Here is a 21039-nt window from a genome sequence, read left to right as displayed (position 1 = left end):
TTTATAACAATGTCAAAATGATAAGCTTTTATTATCAAATTATAAAATGTCCCACTTAAATCTGAAATTACGATATAATAAAAATACTAGGCGTCAAAATTTTAATGGGGTGAAGTAATTGAAATCGACTACGATTGCCAGCGAGAAGACGCATGCTTTTTATATTAAATTAAAGCGTTCGCCAATGGCAGACTGGTTCGTTCCCGAATTAGAACATCAAGTTAAGGTTAATAAAGTAAAGCTACCTAAGCATTCTTTGAAGAATGAGTTTAAGGTAACCAGGTTTGGCTATTTCAATAAGCATGCTTGGTACTTTTTTAGTAACGATTCTGTCTCGGGATGGCTACCGCTAAAGAGTGTTCGCGAGAATTATCGGCGGTTAGCGGTTACTGCGGTTGAACAAAAATCTGATACGACTCAAGATAGTTACTTAGCGGCCGTTTTAATGTTGTTTCAATACTCAGGTAGTGATTTTAGCGTTGATGAACTGGATAGTTTATTTAGTAATTCTCAAATGGATTATCCAATGCCATCAGACCTTTTTACGATTATTGTTGAACGCACAGGGTCCTTTAAAAATTTATCTAATAAAAAATTACGGCGGTTGCGGAATCACCTGCGTCGGGAACGGCCCATTATATTATGGGTGTCAGGAAGTAAAAATGCTGACAATTCGGCAATTTTGTTGACGGGCTTTAATAAAAAGTTATTTTTCTATATTGATCCGCGAACGGGTGGGGTGCACACCATGACGAAAAAAGCACTAGTTAAACGTTGGAAAGCGGCTGGCTATCTGGCGATTAGTTACTAAAATAATGTTTATGAAACAATTAGAAGCTTCTTCGATTAATTAAGATCGGGGAAGCTTTTAATTTTTAAACGAGGGGCCTACTTATGGAGTCGATAAATATTCCAAACCATTATCAACGGAATGACCATTAGAATACTCATTAAAATGGTTTGGTGTTGATATGCATTTAAAATGGGACGGTAGCTAGCAGTGACCGAAATCACGACTGATAGAATAACGGAGCTACCAATTTGATGAAAAACATTGAGGGTTCCTGAAGCTGCTCCAGCAATGTTGGGGCTAGTGTTAGCAACTCCAGCCGTGGTTAGTGGACCAAAGGATAGTCCTTGACCAATTCCAATAACAATCATTGGAAAACCAACGCTAATCCAATAGCCGTATTTTAAATTAATTAATGCGGTTAATAAAACCCCAGTAAACGTGACGAACATCCCTAAAAATAAAATCGTAGAATTCTTAAATCGACTTGCCATTTTAGATTGCACTGATCCAAAAATAAACTGAGCGATTGTTTCTGGCATGTAGCAAAATGCAGCAATTAATGGTGTATATCCATAGTAAAACTGCATTACTCGTGGAATGATGAAGAAATAACAAATCATTACACCAATGTAGAAAAATCTGGATATATATGCGGAAACTCTTTCTGGATCTTGAAATAGTTTGAGCGGCATGATGGGGTGGTTGGTTTTGAATTCCCTGATTATAAAAATAACGATGAGCAATACGCCAATAATTCCAGAAGGTAGTTGGTAATTACTACCATCAATACTATATACGATTGCTAAAAAGCCTAAAAATGATAATACTGAGCCTAAGTAATCTAATTTTCCCCTTGAATTGGGGGCTTTGCTAGGAACAAATAAAACGGTAATGATGAAGAGGATGATGCCGATTGGCACGTTAATAAAAAAGCCCAGACGCCAAGAGGTGAATGTGGCAATAATTCCACCAATTACTAGGCCTACACTGGTTCCCAATCCTGCTGTAATTCCATAATAGGCAATTGCTTTGGCCTGTTTATCGCCGTTGTAGTTATCAAGGATCAACGCAAGTGACGTGGGAGCTAATATTGCGGCACCAATTCCCTGAAATGCTCTCATGGTGATTAATATTCCACTAGTTGTTGATATTCCCACTAAAAATGAACTAGTGCTAAATATGGTGAGACCTGTTAAAAAAATGCGTTTTCTACCATAAATATCGCCGAGGCGCCCGCCTAAAAGAAGCAGGCTACCAAACATCAACGAGTAGATGTTAGTTATCCAAGTTACAGATTGTGAATTCATGTGAAGCTCTCTAGATATATTGACGGTGCTAGTAAAGACAACGGAAATATCTAGTATGATTATAAAGTAGCTAATCAAAACAATTGGTAAGATAATGCCAAAACTTCTAATTGTTTTCAAAATTATTCAACCCCTAATTAATTATTAGGATTATGATAAAACTTATAGTTAGCTGTAAGTCAAATGTTCTGGAGAATTCAGCCCTATTCCTTGAGCGAAAACAAAACAACTAATAATGGTAGGATTGCGGCTAAAATTGAAAAAACATTCGCAAAGTTATTAATCACGCCCATTAATAGCGCTCCCAGAATAAAACTGAACATGATTATTAACGTATCGAATAAAATGCCGCGGGCCTTTGGATCTTTATTCTTTAAAGTTTCGTATAGGTTATTCATTGTTTTGCTAACGTTGCCCGTCATCATTAGTGGATTAAAGCTATTGCCCTTTAATATTTTAAACTCTTGTAATTGAGCTGAGGCTGCGATGGCTAGTAGGCCAACGATAAGCATGTCGGGGAGCAGCTTCGCCAAGCTGCCTGAAATTAATAAGAGCATCATTTCATAAATGATGATCACTCGCTTGCGGGTACTTTCCTGTTCAATTTGGTGTTGAATTAATTTAACGATCAATATGCCTAGGGCAAAGAACAGAATTGAGATAATATATTGCAAGGATTTACCAAATTGAAGTTGGCTTAAACTAATTCCCAATAAAATATTATTCCCAGTTTGTAATCCTGCAAACACACCGCCGTGGTCTAAAAACGTATAGCTATCGATACTACCGCTAACCATTGCTAAGAGCATGCCAATTAGTAGCCCTTCATAACTTTTATAATTTTTCATATTTTGCCCTCCGTTTGGAACTAATGTTAGATTAAATCGCTTAACAATTTATTTTCCCTGAATAAAAAAAGACCGCCCAAATAGATTATAATTTGGACGATCTTCCCCGCGGTGCAAACCCGAATGAAATAAAAAATTCATTCACTAGACGTTAACGGGTCTATCGGAAACCGCTTTTATTCTTAAAAGAAATTGTTATTAAATTCAAGGTAATATTAGCACCAACTTTTTTAGTTGTCAAAGAAAATCAAGATTTGATTAAATGCAAGGGGGAACTGTTGTTATCCTTAGCAACCCTAGTTATTCCATCGATTGCAAATGGCATCGCTATTTAGTAAGTTGAACGTTATTCAAATAACATCGTGTTGTAGTAATTACCATGAATATACTTGGTAGCCATCGCCATTTGCGTTGCGTTACTATTTAAGATGTTTTTGCGGTGGCCCCATTTTTCACCAACAGCATCATTGTACATATATTCATTAATTAGATTAATCGTGGTGGTTGCTGGACTATCCGTTGAGCTTAATATTTGAATATTTTCTCCAAGGATGTAATCTGACCAGCCTAGTTTTTCGCGCAGCGAGTCAACTTTCCAAGTACCGTCTGAATTATAGTGGGTAATTTCACCATTTTTGACGTATTCGTTGTGTAACTCGTTGTTACGCTTCTTAGCTAATGTATAAAGGTGGCTATTCCAAGTTAGGGGATCTTTGCCATTTTGATATCTCAAATAATTAACATAGTTTAAAGCTACGTTTTGATTACTATCAGTATTGAACGTTCTCTGGATGCTTCCGCTGGGCTTTTGCAACATTAAATCAGCAGCTAAGACCCAGTATAATAACTTGGCCTTTTTAAATTTGACCAGATAGTATTTAATGCCCCAGTCACTCATTTGTCCATCAACGATGGTTCCCTTGGTCATATCTTTAACTTTTTGGACACCATAATCAGTTGATGTCTCACCAGTGGGGAATTGGGTAAATTGCAAATTAGTACTGGCAAATTGATAAATCACCTTGGTCCCGTTAGGATAGTTAGAATTACTTAGATATGGATTGGGATCAAATACTTTATAACGATCTGTAACGTTAGCATTAAAATCATTTAATACTAGGTTAATAGTGTCCGATGATTGGCCTGCTAACGGATTATTATCAGCATGAACGCTGGCTTCAGTCATACCAAAAGTGAACATAGTAATGACTACGGTTATAATCGCGATTGATTTTGTCTTAAAGTTAATAATAAGTTCATTCCCATCTGATTTTTTTGAATTATGTAACCATGAACATTATAGCATTAATTGAACGATTTAATTAAAAAGGGTTGAAATAAAAAAACTGAGCTCACATTATATTGATCTCAGTCTTTCAAACACTATTTAATTTAGCTTTAAACTAGTACTTACCAATCTTAATCGTAACGGTACTTAGCCGACTCGGGTTTTCCTTAGTGGTAATGCCATTTAAGTTATTTGTCTTTGCGATTCTAGTTAACCCATTAATTGCAAACGTTGCTTTATCCCCGACTTTAAATCCATCAAAAGTCTTGGTACCACTAGTGACGGAAGCATAGGTCAAGTTAGTTTTGGAATCTTTAATGACAAACGTAGCGCTGCCTTGAAATTTCTTACCGACCTTCACAATTTCACCCTTAATTGAGTATTTTTTGTGGAAGTAAATGGTGTTGTTCGGTTTTAATGCCTTTAATTTTTTAACTGAGATACTTTTGTTAATTGGTTTATATTGAGTGGTATCAATGTGTGAATATTTTACCATTGTTGACCCTGACTGATCGGAAGCTTTCCCACAAGCAGCTAATAGTAAAGTCAGTGAGGCGACTCCTATCAATAGTCCTTTTTTCATTATTAAAATCTCCCTTAACTAAAACGATAATTCATTAATTTTCAGAATATTGGTTTTAGATTTGAATGTCAATTCTAATCATGGTGATTTAATAAAAACATAGTGAAATGAAATCAAAAAAGCCACTTCTGATCAGAAGTGGCTTTGCATATCACCCGCACGGGAATCGAACCCGTAACTCCGCCTTGAGAGGGCGACGTCTTAAACCAGTTTGACCAGCGGGCAAAAACTAGAACACCAATTAGTATAGATTAATCCCTAAAACTTGTCAATTAAGTATTGTTAGCTAGATTTTGGTTTGACAGATTTTTTAAAAACCGTTATTATAGTTAGGTAACAATTATTGGGTATTCGCCAAACGGTAAGGCAGAGGACTCTGAATCCTTAATTTACTGGTTCGATTCCAGTATACCCAATCGGTTATTAAGTCGCTGTATTTATAGGATGCAGCGGCTTATTTTGCTTTTTAATAGTTGCTTTTGAAGGATTGACAATTGCTCTATTATATTTTGTGTCAATTTACTTTCCTTTTGAAAGTAAACCATCTATAATTATTATTTTGATGTCTCTTATAATCCTATGTTTATATATTATTAGAAAGTAGTGATGAAATGATAAAGCTTGCAAAGCGCTTTTTAAACAAGTGGGCAGCCCTCGGGGCTGTTTTATTTATGGTTGTTCAAGTAATAACCTTCTTATATTTACCTACTTTGACCGCTGGGATAATTAACCAAGGAATCGCAAAACATGATATAAATTACATTATTGGTCAAGGGACCATAATGTTTTTCCTTTCGATCTTATCCGTAGCTGCGGCAGCCGGTAATATTTATTTTGCAGCTACCCAATCGCAATTGATGGGTAAAAAAATTCGTTCTGCAATTTATCGGAAGGTAATTTATTTTTCTGAACAAGACCTGGGTCGTTTTGGTGATTCTTCATTAATTACGCGGGCCACTAATGACGTGGTGCAAATTCAAAACGTAATGGTCAATATGCTTAGAATGATGATCATGTCACCGCTTATGTTGATCACGGCCATTATTTTGGCATTTACAATGAGCCCTAAGTTAACGATCATTTTTCTAATCTCGTTGATTATTTTGGTGGTTGTTATTTACTTAATTATGCATCAAGCAATTCCATTATTTAAGAGTATTCAAGATAAGACTGATGATTTGAACCTTGCTTTTCGCGAGGGCTTGACGGGAGTGCGGGTAATTCGGGCGTTTAACCGCGATGATTATGAACAAGAGCGTTTTGATCACTATAATCATAATTATATGAATACGGGGTTAAAGGTTTATCGTTTAACCGCAATGTTGTTTCCGCTTCTTACCGTGATATTGAATTTTACGAACATTGGAATTATTTGGTTCGGTAGTCAATTGATTGCTGGTCAATCCTTTGCAGTTGGAAACCTAGTAGCGTTCATGAGCTATTCGACACAAATTTTAATCAGTTTCACCATGCTATCATTTGTCTTTGTCTTTTTACCAAGGGCATCTGCTTCAGCAGCTCGGATTAATGAAGTATTGGAGCAGGAAAATACAATCACTGATCCTGCTCAGCCAATTCAACCAAATGAAAGTGGTCAAGCAACTTTAGAATTTGATGATGTGAGTTATCGTTATGAACATGCTGAAGAGTGTGCATTATCTGGAGTTTCATTTAAGGTCCATTCTGGACAGACGTTAGCGATCATTGGGGGGACTGGTTCTGGTAAATCCACCTTAGTCAATTTAATTCCGCGCCTGATCGAACCTGAAAAGGGGACCATTAAGATTGATGGATTAGCCATTAATAAAATGACGCAACATGAATTGCACAAGTTAGTTTCAATTACGCAACAAAAGGCGGTTTTATTTAAGGGGACCGTTAGAAGCAACATGCAGTTCGGTAATGAACATGCTAGCGATGATGAAATTTGGCATGCGTTAGATGTTGCTCAAGCATCTGATTTCATCAAGGCTGAAGATGGGCTTGATACCAAGGTAGAACAAAATGGTGAGAATTTCTCTGGTGGGCAAAAGCAACGTTTAGCGATTGCTAGAACCATTATCAAAAAAGCGCAGATTTATGTGTTCGATGATTCTTTCTCCGCCTTAGATTTTAAGACCGATGCTAATTTAAGAGCAGGGTTGAAGACGGATTCACAAATCCAGAATGCAATTTCAGTCATTGTTGCCCAACGGGTTTCAACGATTGCGAATGCCGATGAAATCATTGTCCTAGATGACGGTAAGGTGGTTGGCCAAGGTACCCATAAGCAATTGTTAGCTAATAATGATACTTATCAATCAATTGTAAGTTCTCAGATTAAGTCAGGAGGTGAATCGAATGCCAAGAAATAATTTTAAGAAACCTCGTAAGGCCCAGAACTTTTGGCAGTCGACCTTCAGATTAATTAAATATCTTAAGCCATGGCGAATTAGTCTAATTGGTGTTTTTATAATGACGATTTTGTTCGTTCTTTTGGATATCATTACTCCTAAATTATTAGGTGAAGCTACTACCATCATCTTTAATGGGGTTGCAAAGGGGATTAAGACCAGTAATGGCTTGTTGGCCATCAATTTTGGTGCAATCGTTAAAATCTTAATTTTAACTGGGACTTTATTCCTAGTTTCTGGAATTTTAAACGTTGGGGTCCAACGCATCATGGCCTCAATTTCACAAAAAGTAGTTTACAAGCTAAGAAAAGACCTCAAAGCAAAGATGAAAAGATTACCAGTATCCTACTATGATCAACACTCGCATGGTGATATCATGTCGCGGGCTGTGAATGATATGGATAATATCTCAACGATGCTGCAATCGAACTTAAGTCAATTGATCAACAGCATTGTGATGATCATTGGGGTAGTTGTGATGATGCTAACGATTAGTTGGCAGTTGACGCTGGGTGCGTTGATCACGGTGCCATTAAGTTTACTTTCCGTGGGCTTCTTAGCGCCACGTTCACAACGCTACTTTAGTGCTCAACAAAAACACTTGGGGTTAGTGAATGGCCAGGTAGAAGAAAACTTTGCTGGTCACAACGTTGTTAAAACGTTTAATCGTGAAGACGAGGCGATTCAAAACTTTGAAGAACAAAATGAGGCCTACTATAAATCTGCTTGGAAGGCGCAATTCATCTCTAGTTTTATGTTTCCAATGATGAACTTCATCAAGAACTTAGACTACGTTTTTGTTGCGATTATCGGTGCAGTTCAAGTGATCTCTGGTTCCGTTACGATTGGGAACGTTCAGGCGTTTTTACAATATACCGATATGTTTTCCCAACCGATTACATCATTAGCCAATATTACCAATACGATTCAATCGACCATTGCTTCTGCTGAACGGATTTTTGAGGTGCTAGATGAATCTGAAATGAAACCCTCAGATACAAAACACCAGAATAAAGTTGATAATGGGGATAAGATTCAATTTTCAGATGTTGATTTTAGTTATGATCCTAACGTTCCGTTAATTGAAGGTTTTAATTTAGATGTGCCGAAGGGTTCTAGTGTTGCGATTGTAGGACCGACCGGGGCTGGTAAAACGACCATCATTAACCTATTAGAACGTTTTTATGATGTTGATGGTGGAGCCATTAGAATGGATGGCTTGGATACCCAACGGATGCCGCGGCCGTCATTGCGTTCTCACATTGCGATGGTACTTCAAGATACGTGGTTATTTACAGGAACGATTTTTGATAATATTAAATATGGAAATGCAAATGCCACTGACGCAGATGTCTATAAAGCTTCACGCGAAGCCCATGCCGATGAATTTATTCGTAAATTACCTGATGGCTATGATACGATTTTGAACGAAAGTGCTTCTAATATTTCACAAGGGCAACGCCAGTTAATAACGATTGCGCGAGCATTCATTGCTAATCCAGAAATATTGATTCTGGATGAAGCAACCAGTTCAGTTGATACTAGAACTGAAATGTTAATTCAACATGCAATGGATAAGTTGATCAAGGGGCGGACTAGTTTTGTGGTTGCCCATCGACTTTCTACGATTCAAAATTCTGATAAGATCGTGGTCATGGCACATGGACACATTATCGAAACTGGTAATCATGACCAATTATTGGCAGCTGGCGGTTTTTACGCTGATTTATATAACGCTCAATTCTCTGGCAATGATCTTAAAGTTGAATAATTATTAAAGAAAGAATGACTTATGGTCGTTCTTTTTTATTTATGTGTGCAAAATCGTTATAATAGTAAAAAAGGGATGGTGGATTACATAATGAAATATCAATTGCCTGCAGGATCTAAAATCAAATTGATTGCACTTCGTGTGAGTGATTTGGATTCGATGATTGATTTTTATACTCAAATCGTCGGATTAACATCAGTTAAAAGAACTGAAAATATTGCCTATTTAGGAACCAATGAACACCAGGTTTCGTTGACTCTTAGGAAGGTTGATAATCCAGTTAAGGAACATAATGCCGCAAATGTTGATCGATTTGCATTTAAATTTCCCTCTAGCAAGAGCTTGAAGCAATTGCTATTACACGTTAAAAACTTGGGAGTGAAGTTATCGCCAATTCAATATAACCATAACTTTGAATGGATTGAATTAACAGACCCAGAAGGAAATCACATTATTTTATACGCTGAAATTAATGGGGTGACCTTGGTTGATGACCATTCGATTCAATGGCATCATGAAGAAGAAGATACGATTCCAGTGAATCGCTTTTTGCGTGATGAAGATACCCGTCTCAAACGCATTCCAGATGATGCCGAACTATCTTGGATTGAGCTAGGGATTAGTAGTATTGAAAAGGCGCTAGCTTTTTATCAAGCATCGGTCGGAATGGATATCTTACCTACCGATCGAAAGGATACTAAGACGTTGGTCCTCCCCAATGATCATTCTCAACAAATCGTTTTAACTGAAAAACCTGATGTTGCTGACCATGATTACGAAGGTTTAGGAATCGACTACATTAGCTTTAAGATGATTCGTAGCAATGATGTTGATGGCCTCTACCACCAGATCGAGTCGATTGATGGTGGGGTTCACTATGACCAAGTTGACCATCTACTATTTATTAACGATCCAAACCAAATTAATTTAACTTTTTCTGTTTGGTAGAAGGTGACGTTGATGAAATTTGATTCAACGGTTGCTCTTATCCATAAATTAGTCGATGATCGTACGGTTCCAGGGGCAGCATACGCATTTTATGATGGGCATAAATGGTGCGATGCTGTCTATGGCGATCGTCAATGGATTCCTAAGTCGATTCAACTAACGCGGGGGTTAACATATGATGTTGCTTCATTAACCAAGGTGGTGGCAACGCTTCCCGTAATTTTACAGTTGATAGAAGAAGATCGCTTGGGACTACAAGATTCAGTTAGCGCCTATTTGCCCGAGTGGCAATTTCCTGAAGTTAAGATTTTTAATTTATTGACGCATACTTCTGGAATTGAGGGTTATATTCCAAATCGCAATCAATTAAATAAAGCGGAATTGACTAATGCATTGTTAAGTCAGTTACACGTTGGACCTAATTTAAATCATAAAATGGTCTATGCTGATGTTAACTTTATCTTTTTAGGTTGGATTGCAAGTCGAATCCTAGGAGCGCCAATTCAGCAATTAGCTGTCGAACGGGTTTTTAAACCATTAGCGATGAAACATTCTACGTTTACCCCCACACCGTCTGAATGCGTTGCAACCGAAGTATTAGCTAACGATGTGGTGCTGCAAGGACGAGTCGATGATCCTAAGGCAAGCGTGTTAGGGGCTGATTGTGGTTCAGCAGGATTGTTCACTACGATGGGGGATTTGATTAAATTTACTGATGAGATGCTACATCCGACTGGCCGCATTTTAAGCCCAGCAACGATTAACAGTCTGTATAGCGACCATACGATTAATGGAAAATTGGGTCGTTCATATGGTTGGGCCGTTGATCATTTTAAGACTGATTATATTTGGCAAACTGGGTATACCGGCACCGCCGTGGTTATCGATGCGGTGAACGATCAAGCATTGATCTTATTGACCAACCGCATTCATCCCAATGCGCCGAATGAACCATTTATTGCTAAGCGCAATCAGATTATTGATTCATTTTTAAACCTTAACTAAAAAGACCGTTCGACAATTGCCGAACGGTCTTTTATTAGTATGATTCTGGAACTTCAATTGCAGCTTGTTTACTGAAATCTTGGTCTGGATATTTATTATGCAGGGCCGTTAGCAGCATCCGCTTTGCTAATTGACCATTTCGAGCTAGGATTGGTCCATGAAAGTAAGTGCAATAAACATTCTTATAAATGGCACCTTCTGATTGGTCCTTTCCATTATTACCATACCCTTTGATGATCTTACCAAGTGGTTTTTCACCCGCACCTAAATAGGTAACTCCTTGGTGATTTTCAAAGCCCTTGTAGGTATCACCATTTTCACCATTATGGATCGAGATGTTACCAATGAAGCGATTATCATGTTGTTGTTCAGTGTGGTGGTTTAATGCCCCGATTCCAGGGATTTTATCACCGTTAGCATTAACGTAGTATTTACCAAGCATTTGGAAACCACCGCAAATTGCGACCATTGGCTTGCCTGCGTCGATGTATTTGATCAATTCTGCCTTTTTCTTTTGAAGGTCCTTGGAGACGATTGATTGTTCAAAATCCTGTCCACCACCAAAGACAGCAAGATCGTAATCATCAGCCTTAAAATTGGTGTCTAAACTCACGACATCTGAGTCGACTTGGACGCCCATTTGTTTACCATAGTATTTGAGCGCTAAAATATTGCCATAATCACCATAGGTATTCATTAAATCACCATAAAGGTGGGCGATTCTTAATTCGTATTTAGCCATTATTCAATCCCCCTTTTGATGTAACCCTTGGTTGCAAAATCATTGCGAATCTGAATCATTGCAGTGTAGGTAGCAAGGATGTAGACCTTCTTAGTCGGGAGGTTAGGAATTTCAGCAACGATTTTTTCTAGGTTGGGTTGGACTTCGTGTTTGTAATCTGGCACACCAGCAATTTTAAGTCGGAAGGTAATGTCTTTATACCGTTCTCCACCAGTAATAAATTTTTTGATGTTCATGTGAGGCAACCGTTCAAAATCACCGTCCCAGATCCAACTGGTGTCAATCCCATCCGCATAGTTAGCGTTCAACAACCCAATGAATGAGAATGGATCTCGATCGGTAGAAATCATATCAATGACTTGATTAAGCCCAACTGGGTTTTTCACTAAAATTAACGTAACTTCCTTATCACCAACTTTAATGATTTCTTGGCGACCAAAAATGTGTTCATTATTATGGAAGGCTTTTGCAATTTTTTCTGGTTTAACCCCCATGATGCGTCCGACTGAGTAAGCAGCAAGGGCGTTATAAATATTATAGATTCCACCAATATCAATTTGGAAATGGTCACCTTCAATGTCAAATTGAGATGATGTCGGTAATAATTCATTGATCTTGGTTAGTTGAAAATCAAGGTGGGGGCGCTTATAACCACAATTAGGACAAAAGTAATTGCCTAAATTACTGTAAGTAATTGAATGGTAATGGAGGATGTTCTCGCACTTAGGGCAGAGCACTCCATCGGTATTGGGTTTGGCTTTAATATCATTTTCAGCTAGTTCTGGGTGATCGTTGAATCCATAGAACAGCCGCTTATTTGGTAAATCATCAGAATTAAAGATTGGCGCATCGCCATTAGCGATGATTGTAGCGTCAGGAGCTAACTTAGCACCATCTAAAATCTTTTGATAGGTAGTATAAATTTCACCGTAGCGATCCATTTGGTCACGGAAAATATTGGTAAAGACCATGGCCTTTGGTTTGATGTACTTAGTAACCTTGATTACATTGGCTTCATCGACTTCTAAGACGGCGACTGGTTTAGCATCCTTAGTATTCTTGGCTCTTAAGAACGTCGTCACGATTCCCTGTTCCATGTTAGAACCAGATGGATTTGTTAATACATTTTGATACTTTTGTTTAAGGACCTGCACCGTTAGAGCGGTTGTCAAAGTCTTACCGTTCGTCCCAGTAATGATGATTACATCGTAATTTTGACCCATTGATTTTAACACTTCGGGGTCGATCTTGGTGGTAATCTTACCTGGGAGTGAACTTCCACCCTTTAAAAAGGTGTGTAAGAACCAGTATGAAGATTTACCGACTAAAGTAGCAATTTCACTTCTTAATGACATCTGCGCCATTCCTCCAATTGATTTAATCAAATGATAATTTTAACATATTTTAAATTGAAACCCACTAAAAAGGGACTAATTTTACGGAAAATCAAAAATACATAGCTATCGAAATTCATTTATAAATCAGCTATAATAGGATAGTAGTTTATTTATATGAGAGAGGGATTTTTAAATGGCCCAGCTTTATTTCCGCTATGGCGCAATGAATAGTGGTAAAACAATTGAAATTATTAAGGTGGCCCATAATTATGAAGAAGAGGGTAAATCAGTCATAATTATGACGAGCGGCTTAGACACACGGGATGGTTTTGGCATGGTGGCCTCGCGAATCGGTTTGAAACGCAAGGCCGTGCCGATCATGGACGATACGGATGTGTTTGAATACGTCAAGCAAACGAACCCAGATGCTAACTGTGTATTAGTTGATGAAGCCCAGTTCTTAAAACGGGACCATGTTTTACAACTAACACGGATTGTTGATGAATTAGGGATTCCGGTAATGGCATTCGGCCTTAAAAATGACTTTCAGAACCATTTGTTCGAGGGTTCTGAGGCATTGTTGATCTTTGCTGATAAGATCGAAGAGATGAAAACCGTTTGTTGGTTCTGCGATCGCAAGGCCACGATGCCATTGCGCTTTCAAGATCATCATCCAGTTTATGAGGGTGAACAAATTCAAGTAGGTGGTAATGAATCATACTATCCAGTTTGCCGTAAGCATTACTTTAATCCACCGTTAGATAAAATATAGAAAGTGAGGCGCACCATTAATGAGTAGCGATTTTGAGAAAATTTTTGATAAACTGCAAGCCGCAGTTGACCGTTATGACGAGTTGAACGAATTGATCAGTGACCCAGAAGTGATTGCTGACACACCACGGTTTATGAAGCTCTCTAAGGAAGAGGGGAGTTTGCGTGATCTAGTTGCTGCATATAATAAGTACAAACAGATTACGGATGCGATTGCTGAAGATAAGGCAATGTTAAATGATAATTTAGATGATGATATGACCGAAATGGTCAAGGATGAATTAAATGATCTGACCCAACAGGATGAAGAAATCGAAGAAAAGATCAAGATCATGTTACTACCACAAGATCCGAATGATGATAAAAATATCATTATGGAAATTCACGGAGCCGCTGGTGGTGACGAAGGAAGCCTTTTTGCTGCTGATTTATTCAATATGTATTCCAAATATGCTGAAAAGCAGGGATGGACCACTGAAGTGATTGATAAGAATGAAACTGAAGTTGGTGGATTTAAGGAAATCACCTTGATGATCACAGGAAGTAAGGTCTATTCTAAACTGAAGTTTGAAAACGGAGCCCATCGGGTGCAAAGAATTCCTTCAACCGAATCAGCTGGTCGAATTCATACCTCCACTGCTACAGTTGGGGTCATGCCTGAAGCAGAAGATGTCGATATCGATATTGATCCAAAGGATATCAGAGTGGATGTTTACCGTTCTTCTGGAGCTGGTGGTCAACATATTAATAAGACTTCATCGGCTGTGCGGATGACGCATTTGCCCACTGGAATCGTGGTAACGATGCAAGATCAACGTTCCCAACAACAAAACCGTGCTAAAGCAATGCAAATCCTACGGGCGCGGGTTTATGATTATTACCAACAAAAAGAAACCGCAGCGTATGATGAACAAAGAAAAAACGCTGTCGGAACTGGTGATCGTTCCGAACGGATTAGGACCTATAACTACCCACAAAATCGGGTCACTGATCATCGGATTGGTCTGACACTAAATAAATTGGATAAGATCATGAACGGTGATTTGGAAGAAATTATCGATGCTTTGATTATTTCTGATCAAGCCCATAAGTTGGAGCAATTGAGCAATGGTTAATTCAATTACTTTTTTTGAAGCCCAGAAAAGGGCTTCTTTGTGTATTAAGGACCATAACATGGATGAATCGGTAGCTAACTACCTATTGATTCATCGATTGAAGTGGTCTGACACGGATTTATTATTACACTATCGTGATTTCATGTCTGAAAGTCAATTAGCCCAGTATCAAGAAGATATTAACCGTTATCTAGACGGACAACCCCCTCAATACATTATTGGAACTGCTGATTTTTATGGCCACACGCTCAATGTTGACCCAGCTGTTTTGATTCCCCGTCCAGAAACTGAAGAGCTAGTTGACTGGATTTTAGAAACGCACGACGATGAACCCATATCAGTTTTAGATGTTGGCACTGGGAGCGGTGCGATTGCAATCGCCTTGCAAGCGGAACGAAAAAAATGGTCGATTACTGGATCAGATATTTCGGAATCAGCTTTAAAAGTAGCTGAACAAAACGCGAACGTTCGTAAATTACCAATAAAATTCGTGCAAAGCGACCTTTTTTCTTCAATTTTTTATAAAAAATACGATTTAATTGTCAGTAATCCCCCATATATTTCGGAAAATGAGGTAAAATATATGGATGAGAGCGTTATTAATTTTGAACCACATTTAGCTTTGTTTGCTAAAAATAACGGTCTTGCGCTTTATCAAGGTATTGCTGATCATTTTAGATCCGTCGCCAAGCCGCATGGTGAAATCTTTTTGGAAATTGGTTTTCATCAGGAGTCCGCAGTAGTTGCAATTTTTGAACATGCAGTTCCCGATGCTAAAATTGAGACCAGAAGGGATTTTAATGGTAATCAAAGAATGGTTAGAATCAAATATTAAGGAGGGATTGGAGTTTGGAAACTCACATTTATCAGCCTAATGAAATTAAACAGGCTGCTGAAGATATTAAGCGCGGTGATTTAGTTGCCTTTCCGACCGAGACGGTTTATGGACTTGGCGCTGATGCAACTAATGAAGCGGCGGTAAAAAAAGTTTATGCGGCAAAGGGACGACCAAGTGATAATCCATTGATTGTGCATGTTTCTGGAATTGAGGCAGTTGAAAAATACGCAGAACCACTTTCCGAACCTGCTAAGCAATTGATTAAGACATTTTGGCCTGGCCCTTTAACAATAATCTTTAAATTAAAGCCTGATAGTCTTTCGAAGGCGGTCACTGGTGGTCTAGATACTGCAGCGTTTAGAAATCCTAAAAATCAAGTTACGATTGATTTGATTAAAACCGCTGGCGTACCATTAGTTGGTCCATCTGCGAATACTTCAGGCAAGCCTAGTCCAACCACTGCAATGCATGTTTACCATGATTTAAATGGTAAGATTGCGGGAGTCATTGACGATGGCCCCACTGATATCGGGGTCGAATCAACCGTTTTAGACATGTCAACTGACGTGCCAGCCATTTTAAGGCCAGGGGGCGTGACTGCAGAACAGCTACGCGCTGTCCTGGGTACCGTTGACGACGAAAAACATAGTGTGTCTGGCAGCGAAGCGCCTAAAGCGCCGGGCATGAAGTATAAACACTATGCACCAAATGCACAGGTCTACATCGTTGATCACGATGCTGATTGGCAACAAGCTAGTCAATGGGCCGCTGCTCAACCTACTAAGGTCGGCGTAATGACTACCGATGCAGTAATGAACAGTGCAAAGTGGCCCGCAAACGTTGAACTATTTAGCTTAGGAGCTGATGTAAAGTCAGCCAGCCACTTGTTGTTCAAGGGTTTACGGCACTTTGATGACGAACCCGACGTTAAAGCGATTTTAACTGAGGGTTTCAAAGCGGATGGATTAGGTGAGGCATACATGAATCGGTTGAACAAATCAGCTGGTCAAATGCATTTTGAGATTAAAAAATAACTGGTTGTTTACAAGTATCATTTTTGGAATATAAAACATGAGGGGTTTTAATAATGATTAAATATGATTATCGTGCAGCAGATCCAGAACTATGGGCAGCAATTGACAATGAAAAGAATCGCCAACAAGATAACATTGAATTGATCGCATCCGAAAACATCACTTCCGATGCCGTTATGGCAGCCCAAGGGACTGTTTTGACCAACAAGTACGCAGAAGGGCTTCCTGAAAAGCGTTACTACGGTGGTTGTGAATTTATCGACGTTGTTGAACAACTTGCCATTGATCGTGCCAAGAAGCTTTTTGGTGCCGAATTTGCCAATGTTCAACCCCATTCTGGTTCCCAAGCCAACCAAGCTGCTTACGCTGCTTTCTTAAAGCCTGGTGACAGAATTTTAGGAATGGACCTAAACGCCGGTGGTCATTTGAGCCACGGTGCGAAGTTTAACTTCTCAGGAAAGATTTATGACACTTTCACTTACGGTTTGGACCCTAACAGTGAAGAATTGGACTATGACGCCATTATGGAAGCCGCTAAGGAAGTTCAACCTAAGATGATCGTTGCCGGAGCTTCTGCTTACAGCCGAATCATTGACTGGAAGAAGTTCAGAGAAATTGCTGATGCTGTCGGTGCATATTTAATGGTAGATATGGCCCACATCGCTGGATTAGTTGCCACTGGTTTACACCCAAGTCCAGTTGGCATTGCCGATGTTGTTACCACTACTACCCATAAAACTCTTCGTGGACCTCGTGGTGGTTTAATTCTATCCCAAGAAAAGTATGCTAAAAAGATCAATTCCGCAGTCTTCCCAGGAACTCAAGGGGGTCCACTAGAACACGTGATCGCCGCTAAGGCTGAAACCTTCTACGAAGACTTACAACCAGAATACAAGACTTATTGTGAACAAATCATCAAGAATGCCAAGGCAATGGCAAAGGTATTCAACGATTCCGATAACGTAAGTGTTGTATCCGGTGGAACTGATAACCACTTATTAAACTTAGACTTAAGTAAGACTGATATTTCTGGTCGTCAACTACAAGAAATGTTAGAATCAGTTATGATTACTACCAATAAAGAAATGCTTCCAAATGATAAGCGCAAGCCAACAGAAACCAGTGGAATTAGAATTGGGACTCCTGCCATCACGACCCGTGGATTTAAAGAAGCCGATGCCACTCGCGTTGCTGAATTAATCTTGGACGTGATTAATGGACATGACGATGACCAAGTAATGAAGGAAGTTCGCGCTGGAGTTCAAGGATTGACTGACGCTCACCCAATCGAATGGTAAGCTAAAGGAGATTTATAATGGGTAAACTTGAAGTGATGAATCATCCATTGATTCAACATAAATTAACGATTATTAGGGACAAAAATTGTGGAACGCGTGAATTTCGTGAGGTGACGAATGAGATTGCACGGCTCCTAGCCTTTGAAGCATCGCGTGATTTACCCGTTGAAAATGTCGAGATCGAAACCCCAATGGGGAAGACGACCTCAAAGCAATTAGCGGGTAAAAAATTGGCCGTGGTGCCCATTTTACGGGCCGGCATTGGAATGGTCGATGGAATGCTTGATTTGATTCCAGCCGCTAAAGTTGGCCATATCGGGATGTATCGGGATGAAGAAACTTTCGAACCACATGAATATTTTGTGAAATTACCTTCCGATATTGACCAACGGCAAATTTTTGTTGTGGATCCAATGCTTGCAACTGGTGGTTCCGCAAATATGTCAATCGATGCGCTTAAAAAGCGTGGTGCTAAACCCGAAAACATTAAATTTATTTGCTTAGTTGCTGCTCCAGAGGGAGTCAAAGCGCTTCAAGATGCCCATCCAGATGTCGACATCATTGCAGCAGCCCTCGATGATCACCTTGAAGACGGGTATATTTTTCCTGGACTTGGTGATGCAGGGGACCGCTTATTTGGCACGAAATAGAAATAAGGGAAAGTATCGCCTAGTTTTAGGCGATACTTTTTTATTTGATATTCTTTAAGATGTTTGTAATGTAAATTAACGCAAATTTACTTTTTGCTTTGAAATAATTTTAAAACAGTGGTAATATTTCTAGTGTATTTATTAAGATAAATACAAATTCACTTTTGAATAAATAATCTTGTATATTTATTACATTTGAATTGTAATAGGTGTATCATAGTTGGATAGGTTACATGAAAAGAGGTGAAATTCTTGAATGATAAAATTTCAACTTTCCACCTTGGTGGATTAACATTTAATATTGGTAATATGGTTGCGGCAACAGTTGCTGCAGCAATCGTATTAGTGATCGTAGTTTGGTTGTCGCGTAATTTGCAAGTGCGTCCCACTAGTAAGAAACAAGCCGTGTTAGAATCATTAATTGATTTTTCTAATACGACTACGCGTGGTTCAATGAGCGATAACGATGCTGCTAGTTTTAAACTCTATGGATTTGTTTTATTTGTCTTAATTTTTGTGTCAAACCAATTAGGTTTAATGCTTCAAGTAGATGTAAATGGTGTCACTTACATTAAGAGTCCAACTGCGGATCCAATGTTTACGATGACATTAGCATTGTTCACAATTACGCTATCTCACTACGTAGGTGTTAAGAAGCTTGGGTTTGGGGGGTACTTTAAGAATACGTATCTAGAACCATTCGTATTCTGGTTCCCACTCGCATTGTTTGAAGAATTTTCGAATTTCCTAACCTTAGGACTTCGTTTATTCGGGGTTATTTATGCCGGTGAAATTCTTTTGAAACTTGTCGGTGGTTTGGCATTCTCAGATGGAATTGTCACCATTATCGGGTTAGCACCAATTGAGCTAATCTGGCAAGCGTTCTCAATTTTCCTAGGTGCGATCCAAGCCTACGTGTTTGTAACCTTAACTTCAGTATATATTAATGGAAAAATATCTGCTGAATAATATTTTTTAAATTGTCTATAAATAAGGAGGACTATAGTTATGGGATTAATCGGAGCTGGTATTGCTTTAGCAGGTGCTGCCATCGGTGGTGGTATCGGTGATGGTATCGTTGCTTCTAAGTTACTAGAAGGAATGGTTCGTCAACCAGAAATGCAAGGTAAGTTATTTACTAACATGTTTATTGGTGTTGGTTTGGTTGAAGCTATGCCTATCTTAGCTGTCGTTGTTGGTTTCATTCTTATGGGTAAGTAATTTAAAACTCAAACATTACATTGACGTAAGGAGGTGTCAATAGATGCTTTCACAGTTGGTATTCGGAGCTGAATTAGCTTACGGAACAATGCTTTACTACTTAATCTTGTTCTTAGTTCTAGTATTCTTGATTAAAATTTTTGCTTGGAAACCGATCAACAAAATGTTGAACGAACGGACTCAACAAATCGTTAGCGATATTGATTCTGCAAAGCAAAAAAATCAAGAAGCCGATAGTTTAGCTAAGCAACGTCAAGCAGAACTTGACAAGTCACATGATGAAGCAAGTACGATTATTAGTAACGCTAAGCAATCAGGTCAAAAGCAACAAGAACAAATCGTCTCTGACGCACAAAACGATGCTCAAACCATCAAGGACAATGCTCACAAGAGTATTGAACAAGAACGTCAAGACGTCTTAGCAAATACCAAAAATGATGTGGCAAACTTATCTATTGAAATCGCTTCTAAGATCATTCAAAAAGAATTAAACGCAAACGACCAGAAGGCGCTAATTGATTCTTACATCGAAGGGTTGGGGAAGCAAAATGAGTCTAGATAAAGTTACATTTTCAAAACGCTACGCGAAAGCGTTATTCGACTTACTAAAGGCTGATAATGAACTAGATTCTGGTTATGAAGACTTACAGTCAATTAAGGCGGTCTTTGAAGATAACCCTAGTTTTGCTCCGGTATTGAGCAACGTTAGCTTTCCAGAAGCTGATAAAGCTAAATTAGTTAAGTCAATGATTGATAGTGCTAGTTCAAAATACATTCAAAACTTAATTCAGGTTTTAGCTGGTAGTGATAATATGGATAAAATGGTTGCGACCATTGATGCCTTTACTGACATTTATGATGAATATAACCATATTGTTCACGCTGAGCTAATCAGTGCCGTTGCTCTTGACGCTGAACAACAATCTAAATTAAAGGACGCCTTTGCTAAGCGCACTGGTGCCAAGAAGGTTGTTTTGGATAGCAAGGTTGATCCAAGTATTATTGGTGGTTTAATTATTAAATCAGCAGATGTTACCTTTGATGGGAGCGTTAAGTCAAAACTTAATCGCGTAAAGCAACTCCTATTAAAGTAAACG

General features: G+C 38.7%; 21 protein-coding genes and 2 tRNA genes. 16 read left to right on the top strand and 7 right to left on the bottom strand.

The window, feature by feature from the left end:
• Window positions 1-118: 118 nt before the first annotated feature.
• Window positions 119-811 (top strand): C39 family peptidase, encoded by a 693-nt coding sequence (locus ACSYTJ_RS05150; RefSeq protein ID WP_491719651.1) that lies wholly within the window; start codon window positions 119-121, stop codon window positions 809-811.
• A 77-nt stretch (window positions 812-888) separates the two neighbouring features.
• On the opposite strand, the gene ACSYTJ_RS05145 is transcribed toward ACSYTJ_RS05150, so the two are convergent.
• The 5 genes from ACSYTJ_RS05145 to ACSYTJ_RS05125 form a co-directional block, all read right to left on the bottom strand.
• On the bottom strand, window positions 889-2220 hold the full coding sequence (locus ACSYTJ_RS05145; RefSeq protein WP_491719650.1) for an MFS transporter: 1332 nt from the start codon (window positions 2218-2220) through the stop codon (window positions 889-891).
• An 83-nt stretch (window positions 2221-2303) separates the two neighbouring features.
• Window positions 2304-2948: a YoaK family protein gene (locus tag ACSYTJ_RS05140; protein ID WP_491716532.1), complete on the bottom strand. Its 645-nt coding sequence runs from the start codon at window positions 2946-2948 to the stop codon at window positions 2304-2306.
• Window positions 2949-3294: 346 nt separating this feature from the next.
• Window positions 3295-4149: a CAP domain-containing protein gene (locus ACSYTJ_RS05135; protein ID WP_491716531.1), complete on the bottom strand. Its 855-nt coding sequence runs from the start codon at window positions 4147-4149 to the stop codon at window positions 3295-3297.
• A 202-nt stretch (window positions 4150-4351) separates the two neighbouring features.
• On the bottom strand, window positions 4352-4819 hold the full coding sequence (locus tag ACSYTJ_RS05130) for a hypothetical protein (RefSeq protein ID WP_491719649.1): 468 nt from the start codon (window positions 4817-4819) through the stop codon (window positions 4352-4354).
• Window positions 4820-4970: 151 nt separating this feature from the next.
• Window positions 4971-5044 (bottom strand) — tRNA-Glu (locus tag ACSYTJ_RS05125).
• Window positions 5045-5163: 119 nt separating this feature from the next.
• Here ACSYTJ_RS05125 and ACSYTJ_RS05120 point away from each other — a divergent pair.
• From ACSYTJ_RS05120 to ACSYTJ_RS05100, 5 genes are all read left to right on the top strand, one after another.
• Window positions 5164-5235 (top strand) — tRNA-Gln (locus tag ACSYTJ_RS05120).
• A gap of 195 nt (window positions 5236-5430) precedes the next feature.
• Window positions 5431-7173: an ABC transporter ATP-binding protein gene (locus tag ACSYTJ_RS05115; RefSeq protein WP_491719648.1), complete on the top strand. Its 1743-nt coding sequence runs from the start codon at window positions 5431-5433 to the stop codon at window positions 7171-7173.
• The gene (locus tag ACSYTJ_RS05110) at window positions 7160-8983 is read left to right on the top strand and encodes an ABC transporter ATP-binding protein (protein ID WP_491719647.1); all 1824 of its coding nucleotides are present in this window, start codon (window positions 7160-7162) and stop codon (window positions 8981-8983) included. Before ACSYTJ_RS05115 ends, ACSYTJ_RS05110 begins: the two co-directional genes overlap by 14 nt.
• 90 nt (window positions 8984-9073) lie before the next feature.
• Complete coding sequence (locus ACSYTJ_RS05105; RefSeq protein WP_491719646.1) at window positions 9074-9931, top strand: VOC family protein; 858 nt, start codon at window positions 9074-9076, stop codon at window positions 9929-9931.
• Between the two features lie 12 nt (window positions 9932-9943).
• Entirely contained in the window at window positions 9944-10936 is a 993-nt protein-coding gene (locus ACSYTJ_RS05100; RefSeq protein ID WP_491719645.1) for a serine hydrolase domain-containing protein, read from the top strand.
• Between the two features lie 34 nt (window positions 10937-10970).
• On the opposite strand, the gene ACSYTJ_RS05095 is transcribed toward ACSYTJ_RS05100, so the two are convergent.
• Both ACSYTJ_RS05095 and ACSYTJ_RS05090 read right to left on the bottom strand, forming a co-directional pair.
• On the bottom strand, window positions 10971-11678 hold the full coding sequence (locus ACSYTJ_RS05095) for a type 1 glutamine amidotransferase (RefSeq protein ID WP_491719644.1): 708 nt from the start codon (window positions 11676-11678) through the stop codon (window positions 10971-10973).
• Window positions 11678-13033 carry a MurT ligase domain-containing protein gene (locus ACSYTJ_RS05090; RefSeq protein ID WP_491719643.1) on the bottom strand — a complete coding sequence of 452 codons (1356 nt, stop codon included), beginning with the start codon at window positions 13031-13033 and terminating at the stop codon, window positions 11678-11680. The genes ACSYTJ_RS05095 and ACSYTJ_RS05090 overlap by 1 nt, the downstream gene beginning before the upstream one ends.
• Window positions 13034-13208: 175 nt before the next feature.
• On the opposite strand from ACSYTJ_RS05090, the gene ACSYTJ_RS05085 reads away from it, so the two are divergent.
• The 10 genes from ACSYTJ_RS05085 (at window position 13209) to atpH (ending at window position 21036) form a co-directional block, all read left to right on the top strand.
• Window positions 13209-13787, top strand: coding sequence for a thymidine kinase (locus ACSYTJ_RS05085; protein WP_491719642.1), 579 nt, complete (start codon window positions 13209-13211; stop codon window positions 13785-13787).
• A 19-nt stretch (window positions 13788-13806) separates the two neighbouring features.
• Window positions 13807-14901 carry a peptide chain release factor 1 gene (gene prfA / locus ACSYTJ_RS05080; protein ID WP_491716522.1) on the top strand — a complete coding sequence of 365 codons (1095 nt, stop codon included), beginning with the start codon at window positions 13807-13809 and terminating at the stop codon, window positions 14899-14901.
• Window positions 14894-15736 carry a peptide chain release factor N(5)-glutamine methyltransferase gene (prmC, locus tag ACSYTJ_RS05075; protein WP_491719641.1) on the top strand — a complete coding sequence of 281 codons (843 nt, stop codon included), beginning with the start codon at window positions 14894-14896 and terminating at the stop codon, window positions 15734-15736. The genes prfA and prmC overlap by 8 nt, the downstream gene beginning before the upstream one ends.
• 14 nt (window positions 15737-15750) lie before the next feature.
• Entirely contained in the window at window positions 15751-16773 is a 1023-nt protein-coding gene (locus ACSYTJ_RS05070) for an L-threonylcarbamoyladenylate synthase (protein ID WP_491716520.1), read from the top strand.
• A 53-nt stretch (window positions 16774-16826) separates the two neighbouring features.
• Complete coding sequence (gene glyA / locus ACSYTJ_RS05065; RefSeq protein WP_491716519.1) at window positions 16827-18071, top strand: serine hydroxymethyltransferase; 1245 nt, start codon at window positions 16827-16829, stop codon at window positions 18069-18071.
• Between the two features lie 17 nt (window positions 18072-18088).
• Window positions 18089-18721, top strand: coding sequence for a uracil phosphoribosyltransferase (upp, locus tag ACSYTJ_RS05060; protein ID WP_491719640.1), 633 nt, complete (start codon window positions 18089-18091; stop codon window positions 18719-18721).
• Between the two features lie 252 nt (window positions 18722-18973).
• Window positions 18974-19690 (top strand): F0F1 ATP synthase subunit A, encoded by a 717-nt coding sequence (gene atpB, locus ACSYTJ_RS05055; RefSeq protein WP_491716517.1) that lies wholly within the window; start codon window positions 18974-18976, stop codon window positions 19688-19690.
• Window positions 19691-19729: 39 nt separating this feature from the next.
• Window positions 19730-19942, top strand: a complete 213-nt coding sequence (gene atpE / locus ACSYTJ_RS05050; RefSeq protein ID WP_491716516.1) for a F0F1 ATP synthase subunit C — start codon at window positions 19730-19732, stop codon at window positions 19940-19942.
• Between the two features lie 43 nt (window positions 19943-19985).
• Complete coding sequence (atpF, locus tag ACSYTJ_RS05045) at window positions 19986-20504, top strand: F0F1 ATP synthase subunit B (protein WP_491716515.1); 519 nt, start codon at window positions 19986-19988, stop codon at window positions 20502-20504.
• Window positions 20491-21036, top strand: coding sequence for an ATP synthase F1 subunit delta (atpH, locus tag ACSYTJ_RS05040; protein ID WP_491716514.1), 546 nt, complete (start codon window positions 20491-20493; stop codon window positions 21034-21036). The genes atpF and atpH overlap by 14 nt, the downstream gene beginning before the upstream one ends.
• Window positions 21037-21039 lie beyond the last annotated feature (3 nt).

Source organism: Nicoliella sp. ESL1113 (genome assembly GCF_058509245.1).
The sequence above is the reverse complement of the archived record's forward strand: the minus strand, read 5'-3'. Positions and strand labels throughout refer to the sequence as shown.